18 protein-coding genes are annotated in these 18,575 nt (G+C 64.0%); 8 read left to right on the top strand and 10 right to left on the bottom strand.

The features are described 5' to 3' along the window. The first annotated feature begins 14 nt into the window (after positions 1 to 14). Positions 15 to 992, top strand: a complete 978-nt coding sequence (locus tag F562_RS0107085) for an NYN domain-containing protein (protein WP_018156246.1) — start codon at positions 15 to 17, stop codon at positions 990 to 992. Positions 993 to 995: 3 nt separating this feature from the next. On the opposite strand, the gene F562_RS18370 is transcribed toward F562_RS0107085, so the two are convergent. From F562_RS18370 to F562_RS0107065, 4 genes are all read right to left on the bottom strand, one after another. After that, positions 996 to 1,397, bottom strand: a complete 402-nt coding sequence (locus F562_RS18370; protein WP_156822567.1) for a cupin domain-containing protein — start codon at positions 1,395 to 1,397, stop codon at positions 996 to 998. A gap of 116 nt (positions 1,398 to 1,513) precedes the next feature. Then, positions 1,514 to 2,248: a DinB family protein gene (locus tag F562_RS0107075; RefSeq protein ID WP_018156244.1), complete on the bottom strand. Its 735-nt coding sequence runs from the start codon at positions 2,246 to 2,248 to the stop codon at positions 1,514 to 1,516. 30 nt (positions 2,249 to 2,278) lie between these two features. After that, entirely contained in the window at positions 2,279 to 3,610 is a 1,332-nt protein-coding gene (locus F562_RS0107070; RefSeq protein WP_018156243.1) for an APC family permease, read from the bottom strand. Further along, positions 3,607 to 4,392, bottom strand: a complete 786-nt coding sequence (locus F562_RS0107065; RefSeq protein WP_018156242.1) for a nitrilase-related carbon-nitrogen hydrolase — start codon at positions 4,390 to 4,392, stop codon at positions 3,607 to 3,609. Before F562_RS0107065 ends, F562_RS0107070 begins: the two co-directional genes overlap by 4 nt. Before the next feature lie 106 nt (positions 4,393 to 4,498). Between F562_RS0107065 and F562_RS0107060 the strand changes: the two genes are divergently transcribed. Both F562_RS0107060 and F562_RS0107055 read left to right on the top strand, forming a co-directional pair. Then, complete coding sequence (locus F562_RS0107060) at positions 4,499 to 4,858, top strand: DUF2200 domain-containing protein (protein WP_026181077.1); 360 nt, start codon at positions 4,499 to 4,501, stop codon at positions 4,856 to 4,858. After that, positions 4,855 to 6,564 carry a ribonuclease H-like domain-containing protein gene (locus tag F562_RS0107055; RefSeq protein ID WP_018156240.1) on the top strand — a complete coding sequence of 570 codons (1,710 nt, stop codon included), beginning with the start codon at positions 4,855 to 4,857 and terminating at the stop codon, positions 6,562 to 6,564. Before F562_RS0107060 ends, F562_RS0107055 begins: the two co-directional genes overlap by 4 nt. Positions 6,565 to 6,760: 196 nt before the next feature. Here the strand turns inward: F562_RS0107055 and F562_RS0107050 are convergent, their stop codons facing one another. After that, the gene (locus F562_RS0107050) at positions 6,761 to 7,648 is read right to left on the bottom strand and encodes a helix-turn-helix domain-containing protein (RefSeq protein WP_169333372.1); all 888 of its coding nucleotides are present in this window, start codon (positions 7,646 to 7,648) and stop codon (positions 6,761 to 6,763) included. A gap of 197 nt (positions 7,649 to 7,845) precedes the next feature. Between F562_RS0107050 and F562_RS18365 the strand changes: the two genes are divergently transcribed. Further along, positions 7,846 to 8,172, top strand: a complete 327-nt coding sequence (locus F562_RS18365; RefSeq protein ID WP_169333371.1) for an antibiotic biosynthesis monooxygenase family protein — start codon at positions 7,846 to 7,848, stop codon at positions 8,170 to 8,172. Beyond that, a complete protein-coding gene (locus F562_RS0107040) occupies positions 8,165 to 8,512 on the top strand; it encodes a hypothetical protein (RefSeq protein ID WP_018156238.1) in 348 nt (115 codons plus the stop codon). The genes F562_RS18365 and F562_RS0107040 overlap by 8 nt, the downstream gene beginning before the upstream one ends. Positions 8,513 to 9,033: 521 nt before the next feature. Here F562_RS0107040 and glnA read toward each other — a convergent pair. The 4 genes from glnA to lipA form a co-directional block, all read right to left on the bottom strand. After that, positions 9,034 to 10,458, bottom strand: a complete 1,425-nt coding sequence (gene glnA / locus F562_RS0107035) for a type I glutamate--ammonia ligase (RefSeq protein WP_018156237.1) — start codon at positions 10,456 to 10,458, stop codon at positions 9,034 to 9,036. Positions 10,459 to 10,673: 215 nt separating this feature from the next. Continuing rightward, the gene (locus tag F562_RS0107030; protein WP_018156236.1) at positions 10,674 to 11,861 is read right to left on the bottom strand and encodes a Cmx/CmrA family chloramphenicol efflux MFS transporter; all 1,188 of its coding nucleotides are present in this window, start codon (positions 11,859 to 11,861) and stop codon (positions 10,674 to 10,676) included. Positions 11,862 to 12,119: 258 nt separating this feature from the next. Continuing rightward, positions 12,120 to 12,896, bottom strand: a complete 777-nt coding sequence (locus F562_RS0107025; protein ID WP_018156235.1) for a DUF4191 domain-containing protein — start codon at positions 12,894 to 12,896, stop codon at positions 12,120 to 12,122. 5 nt (positions 12,897 to 12,901) lie between these two features. Next, positions 12,902 to 13,927: a lipoyl synthase gene (gene lipA, locus F562_RS0107020; protein WP_018156234.1), complete on the bottom strand. Its 1,026-nt coding sequence runs from the start codon at positions 13,925 to 13,927 to the stop codon at positions 12,902 to 12,904. Positions 13,928 to 14,142: 215 nt separating this feature from the next. Between lipA and F562_RS0107015 the strand changes: the two genes are divergently transcribed. Further along, entirely contained in the window at positions 14,143 to 14,694 is a 552-nt protein-coding gene (locus F562_RS0107015) for a hypothetical protein (RefSeq protein WP_169333370.1), read from the top strand. Positions 14,695 to 14,702: 8 nt separating this feature from the next. On the opposite strand, the gene lipB is transcribed toward F562_RS0107015, so the two are convergent. Beyond that, positions 14,703 to 15,335, bottom strand: a complete 633-nt coding sequence (gene lipB / locus F562_RS0107010) for a lipoyl(octanoyl) transferase LipB (protein ID WP_018156232.1) — start codon at positions 15,333 to 15,335, stop codon at positions 14,703 to 14,705. A 33-nt stretch (positions 15,336 to 15,368) separates the two neighbouring features. On the opposite strand from lipB, the gene F562_RS0107005 reads away from it, so the two are divergent. Continuing rightward, a complete protein-coding gene (locus F562_RS0107005) occupies positions 15,369 to 17,567 on the top strand; it encodes an MMPL family transporter (RefSeq protein WP_018156231.1) in 2,199 nt (732 codons plus the stop codon). Then, positions 17,564 to 18,574 carry a Gfo/Idh/MocA family protein gene (locus F562_RS0107000; RefSeq protein ID WP_018156230.1) on the top strand — a complete coding sequence of 337 codons (1,011 nt, stop codon included), beginning with the start codon at positions 17,564 to 17,566 and terminating at the stop codon, positions 18,572 to 18,574. Before F562_RS0107005 ends, F562_RS0107000 begins: the two co-directional genes overlap by 4 nt. Position 18,575 lies beyond the last annotated feature (1 nt).

The raw sequence follows: 18,575 nt of genomic DNA, 5'->3' as shown, positions 1-18,575 counted from the left end.
GCTACGGTGGGTAGATGGCTGATCCACGCGTCGCGGTCTACATCGACTTCGACAATGTCGTCATCTCCCGTTACGACCAGGTCCACGCTGGCCGTCGAGATCCGTGGCGCGCCGATGGTGCGCGCGATCACGCTCCGGATGAGACCAGTTCGAACCCGGTCGCGGTGCGTTTGGCGGAGGCAATGGTCGATATCGGCGCGGTGCTGGACTACGCCTCCTCGTTTGGCACGGTGGCTCTAGCGCGGGCGTACGCCGACTGGTCGGTGCCAGCCAATGCGGCATACCGGCGCCAACTCGTGGATCGCGCAGTCGATCTGACTCAATTGTTCCCCGTGTCCGGCACCAAGAATGGCGCGGATATCCGACTGTCGATTGATGCGATGGAGGACCTGGTTCATCACGAGGACCTGACGCATGTGGTGATTGTTGGCGGCGACTCCGACTACATCGCGCTCGCGCAGCGGACCAAGCAATGGGGACGCTTCGTGGTGGGAATCGGCGTCACCGGCTCGACGAGTCGGGCATTGGTCGCGGCTTGCGACGAATTCAGTTCGTATGACGCGCTGCCCGGCGTGCGGGAGCCCGGGCCGGTGGCGACGCGAGCGGTCGAGCCGGACCCACCTGCCGAGCAGGCATCGACCAAGCAGACGGCTCCCGCCAAGAAGGCGGCGTCAGCCAAGAAGACCAGCGCTCGTAAGACTGCTCGTAAGGCGACGTCCCCCACGAAGGCGCCGGAAGATCCGGAGGTCGCGCGTCAGCGTGAGGCGACCGAGCTCCTGGTACGCGCCTTGCAGATCGCGGCGGATCGAGGCGATGACGACGAGTGGTTCTTCGGCGGTGGCGTCAAAAGTCAGATGCAGCGGATGGATCCTGGATTCAAGGAAAAATCGTTGGGGTTCAAGACGTTCAGTGCCTTCATCGCATCGTGCCCTGACCTGGTGGAGACCCGGGGCGACGGCGGCGACCTTCAGGTGCGGCTGGTCTCGCGCTGAGGGCTAGTCGGGACCCGGTGACGGATCACCTGACACGTAGTCGGTCGACCACGGGCCAGTCGCCGTTCCGATCAACACGGTGTCTTCGTCAGCACCGTCAAGGTGAACTGCACCGGCTGGTACAAACAGGAAGGACCCGGCCGGAAAGGTCACCGTCTCTTCTCGAGTCGTCATGTCTCCGAATCCCAGCCGAAGTGCACCCGAGGCGACGTGGAGATGAGCATCGGCGGTGTGGCTGTGGTGGGCATCGAACACTCCTGCGGGAATGAAGAACGCGTACGAGAACATCACTCCAGGCTCACGCCTACCGACCAGAGTTGCTGACTTCGTTCCGTCTGGGTGAACGGCCGTCCAGTTGATTGTCTCGGGACTAACGACTAATGGCTGTGTGTTCTGTGCAGACATGGGCTTGACGGTAGAACGCGCCGCGGCCATCTTCTGGCATAAATACGACGTGATGAGGGCCGCCCCGGCACTCGACATGGTTGATTTCCATCAGCATTCTCGCGCTGAGGCGGAGTTCAGCGCAACAGCGCGAGATCTCGTTGGATGTAGCGCAGGTGCGCCCATTCTTCCTCCAGGATCACGCGGATGCAGTCGCCGACAGTGGGGTGCCAGTCGTCGTCTGGTCCCCAGGGGTTAGTGCGTTCTTCCGCGAGGAGTTCAGGCGTGCTGGTGGCAAGGAAGTCGGTGACCATCTGCTGCCGCTCGGCGCGCACGGTCAAGATCTCCTGATAGGTCGGCGGCTCCGCGCGAAAGATGGACATGTCGAAGCCCATCTCTTCTGCGCCGGTGAAGATCTGGCCGATCTCATGGAATGGCTCAGCAACACCCAAGACCGCGCGGCGCAACCAGGTGTCAGTCGCCAGGATGAGGTGTCGGAGGGTCTGTTCCAGCGACCACTCATCTTCGACGTGAGCTGTCCGCAACTCTGGCGGTGTGTTGGTCTCCGTGGATTTCCACGCGCTTTGCACCGCGACCCAGGCTTCGCTTAGGCCCTGGGGAGTCTGCGAACTCTGCAGTTCGCGGCCAGGAAATCGTGTGTTGAGTTCGGCCTCGACCAGCGGTACGACGTCCACCCCGTTGACATAGAGGCTGCCGAACATCAGGTCGTGGCTGTCGATGTCGAGCCCGCCGACATCGACGCTGCGCATGGTCGCGCCACTCATGTCGGAGAACCGTATGGTTGCGCCTTTGAAACTGGCTTGGATGAAGGTGGCGCCTTCGAACTCATTTGTCCCTGAGTAGGTGGTCATTCTCCGAGTATTGACTACACCACCGACGGCTCAGGACTCTTGGAAGGACAACTGAGGCGGCGGGCGGCGGAATCCGCGGGTCAGGAATCCGAGCCAGAGGGCGCCGACGGCCAACCAGCCGAGACCGAGCAGGAGAGAGTTCGCGCTGAGCGAGGTCCAGAGCCACAGGCACATGGCCAGCCCGAGGAGAGGCGCGACGATGTAGCGTGCCGCGTCGAGCCCCTGTCTGCGGCCCTGGTCGACGGCGTAGTGCTTCACCACGGCAAGGTTCACCGCCGAAAACGCTATGAGCGCACCGAAACTCACGACCGATGTGAGAAGGCTCAGCGGAACCACGACCGCCAATAGTGACACAGTCGAGACGAGCCCGATCGCTACGACCGGCGTACGCCACCGCTCAGCAAGGGTGGCCAGCGGCTGAGGGAGAACACCCTCGCGGCCCATGACGTACATGATGCGGGTGACTGATGCCTGCGAGGTCAGCGCCGAGCCCATGCATCCCGCGACGTAGGCGGCCGTGAAGAAAGTTCCGAGCCAGGGTCCGGATACCGCCGCTGTCACATCCAGAGTCGCGGCATCCGGGTCATCGAAGGTGGTGGGCGAGTGAGCCAATTGGGCGAGGGCCGAAAGCACCACGAACATGACGCCGCCGAGGAGCGTGACGGTCACGATGGCGCGGGGGATATCGATGGTCGGTCGGGTTGCTTCCTCGGCCATGGTGGACACCGCATCGAATCCAAGGAAACTGAGGCACAGGATGGCCGCGCCCGCGAGCAGCGGTGCCATACCGGTCGCGGAGCCGTCTCCGATGAGCGGGTTGGTGACCGGATCGGACGTTCCCGTGACATTGCGAATTGCCAATGTGCAGAACACGATCACGAAGATCACCTGGACCGCCACGATGATGGTGCTCGCCCTCGCAATGCTGGTGATGCCCAAGACGTTCAACGTAGTCACGATGGCGATGGCCGAGAGGATCCATACCCACGTTGGCACGGAAGGGAATTCGGCCGAGAGGTAGATCCCAATGACGAGGTAGTTGATCATCGGGAGGAAGAGGTAGTCCAGGAGCAGCGTCCACCCCGCGAGGAAACCGGCGTGCCCACCGAAGGTGCGCTGAGTGAAGGTGTAGGCAGATCCCGCGACCGGGAACGCCTTCACCATGCGCGCATAACTCAGCGCGGTGAAGAACATCGCGATCGTGGTAACGACGTAGGCGAGCGCAACCCGCCCACCAGTCTCCTCCGTGACGATGCCGTACGTCGTGAAAACAGTCAGCGGAACGAGATAGGCCAGGCCAAAGAGCACCAGTGCCGGCAAGCCCAGGGCCCGTTGCAGGGTGGGGGTGTCGGTCGTGGTCATCGACGGTGCTCCTGGCTGAGAGGGGAGAACAACGGTGTCCGCCGGTCCTGCAACTGAGTTGACCTCCCGGCTGCGAGAGACGCGACGAGGACTTCATCCCCGGCGGGACTCCCCTCGGCCTGAATGACGCCATCACCGTCGACCAGGAGGCTACGACCCAGATAGTGCGTGCTTCGCTCCTGGCCGACCCGGTTGGCATAGACGACCGGTATGCCGTTCTCTAGGGCTCTCGCAGGGACCAGGATGTCGTGAACACCCTGGTATGGCTGCATATTCGCGGTCGGAACGGCAAGCAGGTCGATGCGTTCGAGCGCGGCAATTCGGGCCGGCTCTGGAAACTCGATTTCGTAGCAGATGAGCAAACCGATGCGGCGCCCGGCGAGTTCGACGACGGTGACAGGCACATTGCCAGGGGTGAACCGTAGGTCGATGTCTCCAAAAAGGTGGGCCTTGTCGTGGATGGCGAGCACTGTTCCGTCCGAGTCCACTGCGACCGCGCTGTTGCGAGTCTGGCCGTCCTGGTCGAGCCGGGCGACGCCCGCGATCAGCGCCATCCCGGCGGTCTTCGCTGCCTCGGCGACGCGTTCGACAGCACCCTCAAGGTCAGCGCGTTCGAGGCGGGCGACGTCGTACCCGGTCAACACGAGCTCGGGAGTGACCAGAAGGTGGGCACCCCCGTCCCTGGCAACGCGCGCGGCATCTGTCAGCCGACTGAGATTTGCGTGGCGGTCGCGGGGGTCCGGGCAGTATTGCCAGGCAGCGACGGTCAAGGGCGCCGTCACGCGCGCGACCTTGGTACGGACGCTTGCGGCGTCAATCGGGTGGGGCAGGTCATCATCTGGTCATCCTCGCGCATTGGCACCCGTGAGCGCGGTTAACGTGGGTGGTATGAGCAGGATTTTTACGACGAGCGTGGCCGACGTTTACCCGCACTACGTGACCAAGGTGACGAAGAAGGGGCGCACTGAGGCCGAACTGCGCGAGGTCATCGAATGGCTCACCGGCTTTGATGACACCCGGTTGCAGCACGAGCTTGACTCGGGGACGACATTCGAGGACTTTTTCGGTGCCTCTGAACTGAACCCGAACGCCAACCTGATCACCGGGTCGGTCTGTGGGGTGAAGGTGCAGGAGGTGGAAGATCCGCTGATGCGACAGATCCGCTATCTCGACAAGTTGGTGGATGAGTTAGCCAAGGGCAAAACGATGGAAAAGGTTCTGCGGGGCAGTGACCCGTCAGGATCATGACTCGCAAGGACGAGATCGCGCTGGGCGGTTATCCCGCCAAGAAGTGCCCACGGGCCACCCACAACGAGTTCGACCCGAACACCGCGACGGTGCCTGCCGAGGTCGCCCCTGAGGTCCAGCGGCTCTTCGACGCTGGCCACGCATTTGAAGTCGAGGTGATCGCGGTACTGACCGCCCTGCATGACGAACCGTCCGCGCTGCTGAACCTGGGAGAGGCGTACGGAACCGAGGCCGAACGCGCCACTTTGGCTGCCATGAAAGGGAAGGCGCCGCTGATAGTTGGTGGTCGGCTCCCGACGATTGACGGACGGCGCGGGGCACCGGACCTGCTGATCCGTTGGCGCGACGGATATCTGCCGGCGGACGCTAAGAATCACCGAACGCTCAAACGGGGTAAGGGGGCCGTCACGGTATCTGCCTTGAGCGCGCCCGGCGACCTTCAGGTTCTGGAGGGCTACAGCGACAAAGGCAAACGGTGGCGCGATGACGTCATGCAGCTCGCGCATTACACCCGCATGCTGCAGTCACTTGGTATGCACCCTGGTGGGGCTGACGCGCACCCTGAGACATTGATTGGCGCGATCGTCGGCACCAACCCATTTGACGAAATCACCGGCGAACACTGGGGATTCACCTGGTATGACCTCACGACTCAGGATCAGGAGACCTATTCGGCGAGCGCGCCCACCCATCGTGCCAAGCGATCCGCGTTGGAGCGATATGACCATGAATTCGGCTTCCGGCTCGAGGTGGCGAAGGCTGCGCGACAGGGGCGTGAACTCGTACGCCCCATCGGCGTTCCGGAATGCGACACCTGTATGTGGTTGGACTATTGCGCGAGTGTCGTGCCCGCTGATGACGCATCGTTCGGACTGCGTACTGGCCGGCTGAACGCGCGCGAATGGCTGCACCTCTATCCCGACTCGGGTGAGTTCAGCATGGCGGATCTCGCGGCGGTCGACCTGGATAAAAAAACTCAGGGTTTTGAACAGCACTCAGTGAATACGGCACGCCCGGCGGAGCGCCTCGCCCATGCCGTACGCCGCGCGCGGATGACCGTGGAGGGCCTTGACTTTGAGCCGCTGGGGGAGGCGTCGCCGCAGATTCCGGAGGCGGATATCGAAGTCGACTTCGATATTGAATGGGATGCCGATCAGCGAATTTACCAGTGGGGCATACGGATTCGCGAGGCGCAGGACGAGGAGACCGCGCTTTACGAGCCCATCGTGTCCTTCGACCTGCTCGACGCTGCATCGGAGGTGGCCCTTGCGCAGGAAGCGGCCGCGAGGATTGAGCGGGCCGCTCAGGAAGCGAAGTCAGCGGGGAAGTCGTTCGCGATCTATCACTGGAGTCACGTCGAGATCAGCAAGACGCGCAAGTTTCCTGAGATGGCGGCAGCCCTTGAGGGGAGGACGCTGGATCTGTACAAGTGGTTTGGTGCGCACTACTTCGCGCTGGGTTCGTCCTCCATCAAGTCGGTCGCGACCGCGCTCGGGTTTCGTTGGGGCGTAGACGATCCCGGAGGCTTCGCGTCGATTGCAATCATTGAGACTGCGCGCGCCGGCGGGCGCGACGGTCGCGCTGCGCGGGAATGGTGTCTGCGATACAACGAGTCCGATGTGGCAGCGCAGGCGGCTGTACGGGATGGGTTGCGGCGGCTCGGCGTTGGCATCGAAGGACAGTCCCCGATTGGCCGCCAGCGGTAGGCCGTGGCGGGGGCATACCGGCAGATCGGCGGCAGTTCCGCGACATTTCGTGCGCCGGATGGGCCTTCCATGGCTAGGGTCCTAGTCGCCGGGGTCCCGGAAGCTCTGGCTTGACAAAGGATGGCCCATCGAGGCCGATCCGCACTGGTGGGGCGGTCCCGGGAAGGCAGGGGGTTCCCGGGACCGCCCACCATCGCTAATCCCAGCGCCACTCAGCGCGAAACCAACTCGGGCCAGCATTCTCCCAGGTGGCGGTTGCGGTGCCGAACTCGTCAAGTTCAAGATCGTGCCGGTCCACGAACTCGTCCATGCCGCGCACTTGCCATATCCGGCTGGGGCGTTCGCCTTCGAAAACGAGGTGAAACGAGAGCACGCTGGTCGGTCGTAAGAACCGGTTGGTGTAGGCGGTGTCAATCCGAGCGACACCCTCGGCGGTCTTGGGCGGGTGGCTGGCCCATCCGTTCAGTTCGCGCCAGCCGAGGACCTTAGTTTCCCCGGTGCGTAACGGTTTTCCCAGGTCAAGCTCGACCGCGAGTGCCCGATGGTTTTTGTCCAAAGCTCGGGTACGCACCGCGCAGCCGACGAGCTCGTCGAACTCCACCATCCCCATGTCGTCTTGCGACGAGCCGGCTTGTGAGGCCACCACGTGACTGTCGACGCCGTCGGTCAGGGCTTCGACAACGGTCACATAGCGTTCGTAGGCAATTTGGCGGTTCGCGCCGATGTGAATCGTGCGGGACGCGGAGACCACGCGCTTGTCGAGAAAGCTCCGGATGAGGTCTTCTTTGATGGCGCTGCGCACGTCGAAAAGATCTCTGCTCAAGGCGATTTGACGGAAGCTTCGCGCGCGTTCCATGTTTCTGGCGGTCACGATGAACTGCTCGGTGACATCGCGCGGCAGGTCCAGTCCGGCGGCGAGCGCGAGCACGGTGCCGGTCCGCGGCGATGCCACTCGACCGGCTTCTAGGTCGCGGATGGTGCGTTCGCTCACGCCGGATCGCTTGGCCAGTTGCGCTTGACTGGCACCGACGCTCAAGCGTAGGTCGATGAGGATCGCTCCAGTTGAGCCGGGCTGAGGGGGCACGACACCAGTATGAGAGATGCGCATGAACGATTGCAGGCAGTCAGCGTGCAGTATTAACCCGCTCTGCGCCCGGCCGTCTCAGGGGGGGGGCCGCGTTGCGGCCGTACGATGGGCGTTGACATCAGCGAGCTGGTGCCGAGAACCAAAAACCGCCGTGGACCATGGCGGGTCAGGTGTGGCAAGGCTTGGGAGCCAACGTGATTGTGACCGTTTTCCGGCAACGCACTCGAGATGGTGTCGATGATGAGTATCACGCTCTTGGTGCTGGCGTGATCGCCGCGGCGCAAGATGTGCCGGGGCTGATCTCCTTCAAACGATTCCGCGCCGACGATGGCGAGAATTGCACGATCGTGGAGTTCGAGGACGAGGCTTCGCACAACCGGTGGCTGGCCCACCCCGTTCATCGGGTTGCGATGCGGCACGGCCGGCACGACTTCTTCGAGGATTACACCATTACCGTCTGTCAGGCGATCCGGGTTTTGCGGCAGGAGCCGCACGAGCATGTCGAGGTGCGTGATGACTGAAGCGCTCAACGAGAACGACTGGAGCATTGATGTCCCCTGGAGAGATTTTCGGGTCGAGGCGGACACGAATGTCAGTCGATCGGTGCAGGAAGTGTCGCTCCGAGGTTGCCGCCTGAGCGTGGCGCCAGACGGGGTTGTGTCGGTTCGTGACTTCGGTGACGCCGGTGCAACGGCCAGGATGGAATCGGGCGAGTTGGCTTGCTTTCTTGAGAGTGAGCCCGAAGCAGTCCGATGGATGTCGGGGAATGAGTACGCGCTGGCGGGTCGCTGCTGGTGGCGCAACGACTCAACAGAACCGGCAGCGGTGTGGATCAGTGGCGTCGCGGCGGCAGGCTCGTAAGAAGCCCGGCCTCGCGTCAGACTCACCTGCGGACTATGTACGGACCAACGGTGGGTTCGAGCTCTTGGTCAGTGCGAGGTCGACGTCCTTGGTGGTGTGGGAGCGGGGGACCCGCGCGAGCATGCCCAGCCCGCCTTTGAGCAGCCACTCCGATGCCTCGCAGCCGCACGTCTGGTAGGCGGGTGCCCTTGCGCCTGGGAACGATGAAGTCGAGGCGATCGGAAAGGAAATTGCCGGTCTCATGCACCACGGCAGCGGTCAGCCCGCCAGGCACCAGTGGCGCGACCCCGGAGTCGGTGCGAGCGGTGGTGGCGCCACCGAGTGCTAGCCAGGTGACATAGATCGGCTGGTGTGTTGGTGGGGGACCTGCAGACGCGGAGCAGTGTGACCCACTGGAGGCCACACTCATGAAGTACACCGACGAAAAAACGGCGGCTGACGCTATGAAGTCGTCCTAAAGACGCCTTCGCAGGTCAGCCGCCGTTCTCGACAACTACCGAGTGAGGGTGGAAGCCCTCGGATCAGATGTCGTAGTAGAGCTCAAACTCGTGCGGGTGCGGGCGCAACCGGATCGGGTCGACTTCGTTTTCGCGCTTGTAGTCGATCCAGGTCTCGATGAGGTCGCTGGTGAACACGTCGCCCTCGGTGAGGTAGGCGTGGTCGGCCTCGAGTGCATCGAGCACGTCGGGAAGTGACGTCGGAACCTGAGCGATCTCGGCGTGCTCCTCCGGGGGGAGTTCGTAGAGGTCCTTGTCGACCGGCTCCGGCGGCTCGATGCGGTTCTTGATGCCGTCGATGCCAGCCATGAGCTGAGCCGAGAAACACAGGTACGGGTTGCTCGAGGGGTCCGGAACGCGGAACTCCACGCGCTTGGCCTTCGCGGACGTACCCGTGATCGGGATGCGTACGCACGCCGAGCGGTTACGCGCCGAGTAGACCAGGTTGACCGGGGCCTCGTAGCCCGGAACCAAGCGGTGATAGGAGTTCATCGACGGGTTGGTGAATGCCAGCAGCGACGGAGCGTGCTTCAACAGACCACCGATGTACCAGCGGGCGATGTCAGACAGGCCGCCGTAGCCCTTTTCGTCGTAGAACAACGGCGAACCGTCCTTCCACAGCGACTGGTGGGTGTGCATGCCCGAACCGTTGTCGCCAAACAGCGGCTTCGGCATAAAGGTCGCTGACTTGTTGTGGGCGAATGCGGTGTTCTTGATGATGTATTTAAACTTCATCAGATCATCGCCGGCGCCGAGCAGCGTCGCGAACTTGTAGTTGATCTCCTGCTGACCGGCGGTGCCGACCTCGTGGTGCGCGCGCTCCACCTCCATGCCGACCTGGGTCATCGCGGTGACCATGTCGTCGCGAATGTCGGCGAAGTGGTCAACCGGCGGGACCGGGAAGTAGCCACCCTTGACGCGAGTCTTGTAGCCGAGGTTTCCGCCCTCTTCTTCACGGCCCGAGTTCCACGCCGCTTCAACGGAATCGATGAAGTAGAAACTGGCATCCTGGCGGGTCTCGAAGCGAATGTCGTCGAAGACGTAGAACTCCGCCTCTGCGCCAAAGAACGCGGTGTCCGCGATGCCAGTCGACTTCAGGTATGCCTCTGCCTTCGACGCGATATTGCGCGGGTCACGGCTGTACGGCTCGTTGGTGAAGGGGTCAACGATGGAGAAGTTCATCACCAGCGTCTTGTGCTTCCGGAACGGGTCGACGTATGCCGATGCCGCGTCCGGGATCAACTTCATGTCTGACTCGTGGATGGCCTGGAATCCGCGGATCGAGGAGCCGTCAAACATCTGGCCGTTCTCGAAGGCATCGGCGTCAAAGGTCGCTGCCGGCACGTTGAAGTGCTGCATCACACCGGGGAGGTCACAGAAGCGGATGTCGATGAACTCGACCTGCTCGTCCTTAATGAACTTCAGGACCTCGTCGGGGCTGGTGAACATGAATCCTCCTGGTCGGGCGCACGCTGCTTTCACTTCGCATGTGCGTGTCGTCTTGGGACGACTCTATCGACCGGCCGTTTCGCCAAATGAGCCCACATGTTTCACCGGTGTTACAGATGCCGGATGCCCGGCGCCTAGGAGACAAAGCAGGATTCCCGCAATGCCACGGTGATCAGGGCGGCGACCGTCAAGGCTCAGTGGACCATGAGCGTGCGTCATGTGGCAGCCTCCACCTTCGGTACCCGCGGGGCGACCACGCGCAGCGTCGGCAGCATCACAGTGAGCGCGAGGGCGGTCAGCGCGGACGCTGCCCATACGGCCCCAAGGTTGCTCGAGTTCTCGAGCGCTATCGCTCCGATCGCCGGACCGGCAGCGGCCCCGATGTTGAGAGCGGCGGTCGCGTAGGAACCACCCATGGTGGGTGCTGCGGATGCTGCGTAAAGCACTCGAGCGATCAAGGTGCTTCCCACCGCGAATGCCAGTACCCCCAGGAGCAGGACCATGACGAGCAGCGCGACGGGATACCCCGCAAGCACCGCGAGCAACGTCCACCCAACCAGGAGGAGGGGCGTGGCCACCTCGAGAAGCCCTCGCGGGTGCTGATCGGACAGCCTCCCGGCGGCGCTGACTCCCACGAAGGACCCGATGCCGAACAACACCAGCGTCACAGGTATCCACACGCGGCCCAGCCCCGCGGTCTCGGTCACGACCGGCGCGAGGAACGTAAACGCGGCGAAAGTCCCGCCATTGACTAGCGCAGCGAGCAGCATGGCTGCGAAAAGGCTGGGTTTACGGAGTTGTGCCACCTCGAAGGCGAGCGACGGCCCGTCGCCTGCTTCGCCGCGCGTGCCTCTCGGCTGCTGTAGTCGGATCCCGGTGAGGATCCCGAGGGCGGCAGGGATGCACAGGAGGGCGACGGCCCAAAATGTGGCCCGCCAACCGAGTGCCGCGCCGAGCAATGCGCCCGCGGGCACTCCGGCGATCATGGCGATCGTGGTGCCTGAGAGGAGGATGGCAAGAGCGCGTCCTTTCAGGTTGGGGGCCACGAGACGGGTCGCGGTGCTGAGAGCAACGGCCAGGAAACCGGCGTTGGCAACCGCAGCCACCACACGAGTTGCGAACAACACGGAGAAGGTCTCGGCGGTGGCGGCAACGACGTGACAGGCGGCGAAGATGATCAAACACCCGAGCAGAGTGGTCCGGGCGGGCCACCGACGGGTTATAGCCGCCATGGCGGGCGCACCGAGAACCATCCCGACCGCGAAAGCCGACGTGAGCAGCCCCGCGGTGCCGATCGAGACACCGACACTGGCGGCGATGTCTGGCACAAGGCCAGCGAGCATGAACTCAGATGTGCCCATGGCGAAGACCGCCAGGGCAAGCAGGTAAAGGGCGAAGGGCATGGATGACTCCGAGGAACGAGGACGAAGAAGGGGAACGTCTCGTCACCACGGCCAGCGCCGGGGAGCCCAACTATCGCACCGGCGGAGCCGGGGGAGGCTAAGTACTCAGGGCTTCTGGGGGCTGACGGTGTGACCGAAAGCCCCCGGAGTGTCTGATTCAGGGCTCGACATGTTCGTCACCCTACCGGCGCTGCCCCGACACTGCACATCGCTCGGTACGAGCCGCGACATCCTCGACCCGTTCCTGACCCGCACCAGTTAGCGACCGCGCAATGCCTTACGGTCCATGCGTGCCGACTTGGGGTTGCGCGGGTCCATGCCCTGGGGGATGGGGGGCTTGGCTCCGCCGAGGGCCCGCAGCCGCTTGGTGACGGCGTCAACCTCGGCCTTAGTGAGCTTCTTGTCGAGTTTGCCCATGCGCTTGGTCAGCTCGCCGACCGGCACGGCGTCACCGTCAGTGCCCACCCGCAGCGTGTGCACGGGCACCTCAGGTCCAGCAACCCGATTGACTTTCCGACTCTCAGATTTCAGCAGTCGTACCGCGGCGCCCTTCGGCCCCTCGCCGACGAGCACGACCCCCGGACGACCCACTGCACGGAACACCATCGCGGCGTTGCCGATGTCTTTGACACTGCGCGTCCGCCCACCTGCGTCGGCCGCCACCGGCTCCTTTTCATACATCCAACCGCGGCGCAGCGAGGACATCGCCGCCCCGGAAGCGCCCGGCGTACCTGCGATCGAACCGTAGGCAGCCTTCTCAGCGCGGCGCCCCAGCAGGAACATCACGGCAATGAGGCCGAGCATGAAACCGATGAGTCCGAGGTAGACGGGGTGGCCGATCGCAAAGCCGATCAGCAGGAAGACACCGAACACCACCAGGAACGCGAGCAGCAAGATCCAGGTGAGGTTGGGGTCCTGTGCCTGGGTCTGCTGGTAGACCTGCTTGATCTGCGCGAGCCGACCCGGCTCCTTGGACGCCTTCTCGGCCTTCGGCTTGCGTCGGAACCGGGACTTCTTCTCGGGGGTATCGGCCATGACAGTCAGGATACGTTGCGCACCGGGCGGGCCAGCAACGACGCTGCTTCCTGGCGTGCGGGATCGGATGCGGCCTGGGCGAGGTGGCTCAGGTTCTCGGGCAACGGTCGGCCGTACGCCGCCATCGTCTGGGTGAACAGCCGCCCAGCACGGTAAGAGGACCGAACCAACGGACCCGCCATGACGCCCTTGAAGCCGATCTCACGCGCACGGTCCGACCAGTGCACGAACTCCTCGGGCTTGACCCACCGGTCGATCGGGTGGTGCATCTTCGAGGGGCGGAGGTACTGCGTGATGGTGAGGATGTCGCAACCGGACTCGTGCAGGTCGACCAGCGCCTGATCGATCTCGTGGTCTTCCTCGCCCATCCCGAGGATGAGGTTGGACTTGGTGATCAACTCTTGCTCGTGCGCCATCGTCAGCACGCGCAGGGACTTCTCATAGGTGAACGCCGGACGGATGCGCCGGAAGATGCGCGGCACCGTCTCCAGGTTGTGCGCAAAGACTTCCGGACGGGCGTCAAAGACCTGCCCCACCAGTTCGGGCTTGGCACCGAAGTCGGGGGGAAGGATCTCTACGCCGGTGTTGGGGTTGAGGGCGTGGATCTGACGGATCGTTTCGGCGTAGAGCCCGGCGGCACCGTCGGCGCGGTCATCGCGCGCGACGCCAGTGACGGTGGCATACCGAAGGTTCATCTCCTGGATTGACTCGGCGACTCGCCGCGGTTCGTCCATGTCGAGTTCGGTGGGGCGCCCGGTGGCGATGTCGCAGAAGTCGCACCGGCGCGTACACACGTCCCCACCGATGAGGAAGGTCGCCTCGCGGTCCTCCCAGCACTCGAAGATGTTGGGACACCCGGCCTCCTGGCACACGGTGTGCAGGCCCTGGCCTTTGACCCGCGCGTTCATCGCGGTGTATTCGGGGCCCATCTTGGCGGTGGTGCGGATCCACTCAGGTTTGCGCTCGATGGGCGTTTCGGCGTTCTTGGCCTCAACGCGCAGCATGCGCCGTCCCTCGGGTGCGACGGTCATTCAGGCTCCTGGTGCGTGTCGTCGTGGTGCGACTGGTGCTGTGCCAGTGGTGGTGCAGGCGGTATGTCCAGCGTACGCCTGACCCCGGACATTCCCTCAGGTGACGTCACGAGGTTGGGTGCCTCATGGGAGTGCGGCGGGTACCCACCTGAGCGGGCGTGGGGAACCAACCGCCACCGTCGGGCCGTCGCATGCCTATGACACGGATGCGCGCGGTGACGGCGATTGCGAGCCTGTTCCTCGGAATGTTGCTCCTGCCGGCGAGCACGGCGTCGGCCTGCAGCGCCAGGATTCCACCACCAATGCACCAGGTCGTTCGTGCCGCGGACGTGGTGTTCATCGGGCAGGTGACACGAGTCGATGACCATTACGAGCACGGCATACGTCGGCACGGACACACGGTGGCAGTCGAGCGGCTGTACTCCGGGTCGGTGCACGAGCGGGTGTTGATCTCGACCCCGACGGGCGATTGGTGCTTCGGCGGGCCGATCTCGACAGGGCGACAACTCTTCGTCCTCGAGCGCACTGAGGACGGACTCACGCAACTCAGTTTTCGCGGCGCTCAGGAGCCGGTAGACATCAAGAAACTCACCGGGGGTGAGCACGTGCTGCTGCCCGGGGCGAGTCCTGCAGTGCAGCAACTCGAGCGCGATGTCCGGCGCAAGAGCTGGACCGTTCGGGTGGGGGCGACCGTCGTCGGGCTCCTCCTCGGGGCCACGCTCGGTCTGCAGTTTCTCCAGCGGCGTGTCCGGCACGACATGCTGTAGCGACGGCCTCAGCCGACGACGTCCGGCAGCCGCTTCTCGACATACGGCAGCACATCAGAGATCGTGACGTCTCGCCCCAGTTCCCGGGCCAGCGTGGTCACCTCGGCGTCGGCGATGCCGCACGGAACGATCGTGTCGGTCCAGCCGAGGTCGCAGTTCACGTTGAGCGAAAAGCCGTGCATCGTGACGTTCCGGCTCACGCGGATGCCGATCTGGGCCACCTTGCGTTCCGGTCCGGCACCGGTCAGCCAGACACCGCTGCGTCCTTTGACTCGGGTCGTTTCGAGACCGAGGTCGGCGCAGACGGCGATGAGCATCTCCTCGAGGCGACGAACGTGCCCGACGACGTCGAGCCTGCGCTCTAACTGCACGATCGGATACCCGACAAGTTGGCCCGGGCCGTGCCAGGTGATCTTGCCGCCCCGGTCGACATCAATGACGGGCGTGCCGTCTTGTGGGCGCTCATGATCCTCGGTCAATTTGCCAGCCGTGTAGACCGGTGGGTGCTCCAGCAGCAACGTGACGTTTGGCCGCTCGCCGGAGACGACCTGAGCGTGAACCTCGCGCTGGAGGTACCACGCCTGCTCGTAGTCGACATAGTCCGGCGCGTACCCGAGGTGCTGGATTTGCATGTTCGACACGGTACGCCGGTGCAACCGCCATACCCTTTCCGCATGAGGACCTCGACGGCTGGACGCCATCGCCAACCACGTACCGGGCTCGCCAGGGGGCTGGCGCTTGCCGTGGTCGTCGTGTGGTTCGCCGTCGCGGCATTCGGCGGGCCTCGTGTCGGTCAATTGTCGAGCGTCCAGGAAAACGACAACGCCACGTTCCTTCCCTCTAGCGCTGAGTCGACGCTCGCGGCGGAGCAAGCCCGAACGGTGCGCTCCCAAGAAGCACTGCCTCTGTTCGTGGTGGTATCTCGCGACTCCGGGCTGAACGCGGCGGACCGCGAAAAGGTCGAGGGCTTGCTTCGTGGCCTGCCCGACGCCGAGATCGCTCCGGGGCACCCATGGTCGGACTACCTGGCGAAGGGGCCGCCTCCGCGCGTCATTCCGGATGATCGCGCGGACCCGAAGGCGTACCTCGCGGTGATCAACCTGTCCGCTTCCCAGGCGGAAGAGATGATCGGCGAGGAATCGGTGACCTTCCTGGCAGTCGAAGACTTGCGCGAACGCCTTGCCGCAGATCTGGGGTCCGCAGGTATGGACACCTATGTCACCGGCCCTGGCGGGTTCGTCGCTGACCTGTCAACGGCCTTCGCGGGCATCGACGGACTGCTGCTCCTCGTCGCGCTCGGCGTGGTGCTGTTCATCTTGCTCGTGGTCTATCGCAGCCCGATCCTTCCGTTTGCGGTGCTCTTCTCGGCGATCCTTGGCCTGTCGATGGCTGCTCTGGTGATCTATCCCCTTGCTGATGCGGGTCGCCTCGAGCTGAGCGGCCAAAGCCAAGGCATTCTCTTCATCCTGGTAGTCGGAGCGGCCACCGACTACGCCTTGCTCTTGGTGAGCCGATATCGCGAAGAGTTGCACGGACACGAACGCGCGACCGACGCCATGCGTGCTGCGTGGCGTGCATCTGTCGAGCCAATCCTGGCGAGCGGGCTCACCGTCATCCTCGGGCTCGCCTGCCTGCTGCTGTCAGAGTTGGGCAATACCCGAGGGTTGGGTCCCGTCGGCATCCTGGGAATCATCGGAGCGCTGGTTGCGGCACTGACCTTCCTCCCGGCGGTCTTGGTGCTGGTGGGACGGCGTGTTTTCTGGCCAGCGATCCCTCGGCATGACGACGCGGTTCAGGACGATGTCGATTTGTCCGGCAACGGCCTGTGGGTACGCGTTGCGCGGCTGGTGGGGCGGCGCCCGCGTGCGGTATGGGCCACCACCGTCATCGCGCTGGGCATCTGTGCTGCCGGTGCGCCCGCCTTGGACATCGGTGGCATTCGTCAGGCGGATATCTTTCGCACATCGGTCGAATCTGTCTCTGGCCAAAAGGTTCTGGAAGAAAACTTCGATATCGGAGTGGGCGAGCCCGCAACGATGGTCGTTCCGGAAGATCGTTCGCGAGAGGTCGTTGAGACGGTCGAGCAGGTGGACGGGGTGGCTTCCGCGAGCACGCAGCCAGGAAGCGGGCAGGACGGCAAGGTCTTGGTGCAGGCAACTCTGGCGGACCCTTCGGATACCGAGGCCGCCGAGAAGACTGTGATTCGCATTCGAGACGCCGTCGACTCCGACATCCTGGTCGGGGGCCCGACGGCCGAGGCGTTGGACCTCCTGGAGGCCAGCAGCCGGGACCTGCGGGTGATCGTGCCGGCGATTCTGCTCGTGGTCACGATCGTTCTGGCCGTGTTGTTGCGTTCGCTAGTGGCTCCACTCGTCCTGGTGGCCGCCAACGTGCTCTCCTTCGCCGCGACCCTTGGTGTCGCGGCGTTGGTCTTCGGCCCCATCTTGAACCTGCCATCGGTTGACCCGCAGGTTCCGCTCTACGCCTACGTGTTCCTGGTGGCGCTCGGTGTGGACTACTCGATCTTCCTCATGACCAGGGCACGTGAGGAGTCGATTCGACACGGGACCACACGCGGCACTTTGCTCGCACTCGCCGTCACCGGTGGAGTCATCACCAGCGCTGGCATTGTGCTCGCTGCGACCTTCTCGGCACTGGCAGTGATTCCCTTATTGTTCCTGCTGCAGATCGCGTTCCTGGTGGCCTTCGGCGTCCTGCTCGACACGCTGGTGGTGCGTTCATTGCTCGTGCCGTCCTTGACCATTGAGATCGGTGATCGATCTTGGTGGCCAGGTTCGTCGGTGCGCTCGCGAGGTGAGGCCCCGGCTGATGGCCCGGAACACTCGCAGCCGTCTTCTACAGTGGTGGAATGACTACTGTCGCCATCGCTGGATACGGTTCCGCTGGTCGAGGCATCCACGGCCCCCTCTTCGAGCCAGCCGGCTTGACGGTAATCGGGGTCAGTACGAGCAATCCAACCCGGGCAGAGCAGGTCAAGGCCGACTTCCCGGAGGCTGAGGTGGTGCGCGACCTGAATGCACTGCTCGACCTCAAGGCCGATGTGCTGGTCCTGGCCACACCCAGCGGCGACCACCTCGACCACGCGACGTTGTGCCTCGACGCTGGTCAGCCAGTCGTCGTGGACAAGCCCTTGGCCGTCGACCCAGCTGGTGCGGCGCTCCTGGTGGAGCGTTCGAAGACCACCAAGACTCCGCTCACCGTGTTTCAAAACCGGCGCTTTGACCCGCAGCACACCACGTTGCGCAGGTTGCTCAAGGACGGCCAGCTCGGCGAGGTCTTCCGACACGAATTCCGTTGGGAACGCTGGCGTCCGGAGCCGAAGGACAGGTGGCGAGAGAACGCCTCTGCTGCTGACGGTGGCGGTCTCCTTCTCGACCTGCACTCTCACCTTGTCGACGCCTCAATCGATCTGTTCGGGCCGGTCGAGCGAGTGTTTGCCCAAGTCGCCGCACGCAGTACCCGCGCCGAGGACGACGCTTTTGTGGTGTGCGAGCACGCTGGGGGAGTGACCTCGCACCTCAGCGCCACGTCCCTCGCTGGCGCACCGGGGCCACGGTTGCGCGTACTGGGGCGAGCGGGCACCTACCTGCTGGACGACTTCGAGGAAGAACCGTCGGTCTACCCGGATCTTCGCCACCAGGATGGGCAGTCGGGTTGGTTAGTTCGCGGCGACGTGCGTGAACCCGTCCAGGCAGAGCCCGCTGACCAGGCAGACTTCTATCGCGCGGTCGCGGCCGCACTGGGCAGTGCCGATCCCCAAGGTGCGATGCCGGTGGACCCGGCAGACGCGGTGCATGTGCTCGAAGTGATCGATGCAGCACGGCGCTCAGCCGCAGAGCATCAAGTCATCAGCCTCTAGC

This window comes from Demetria terragena DSM 11295 (genome assembly GCF_000376825.1).
Classification (GTDB): Bacteria; Actinomycetota; Actinomycetes; order Actinomycetales; family Dermatophilaceae; genus Demetria; species Demetria terragena.
The sequence above is the reverse complement of the archived record's forward strand: the minus strand, read 5'-3'. Positions and strand labels throughout refer to the sequence as shown.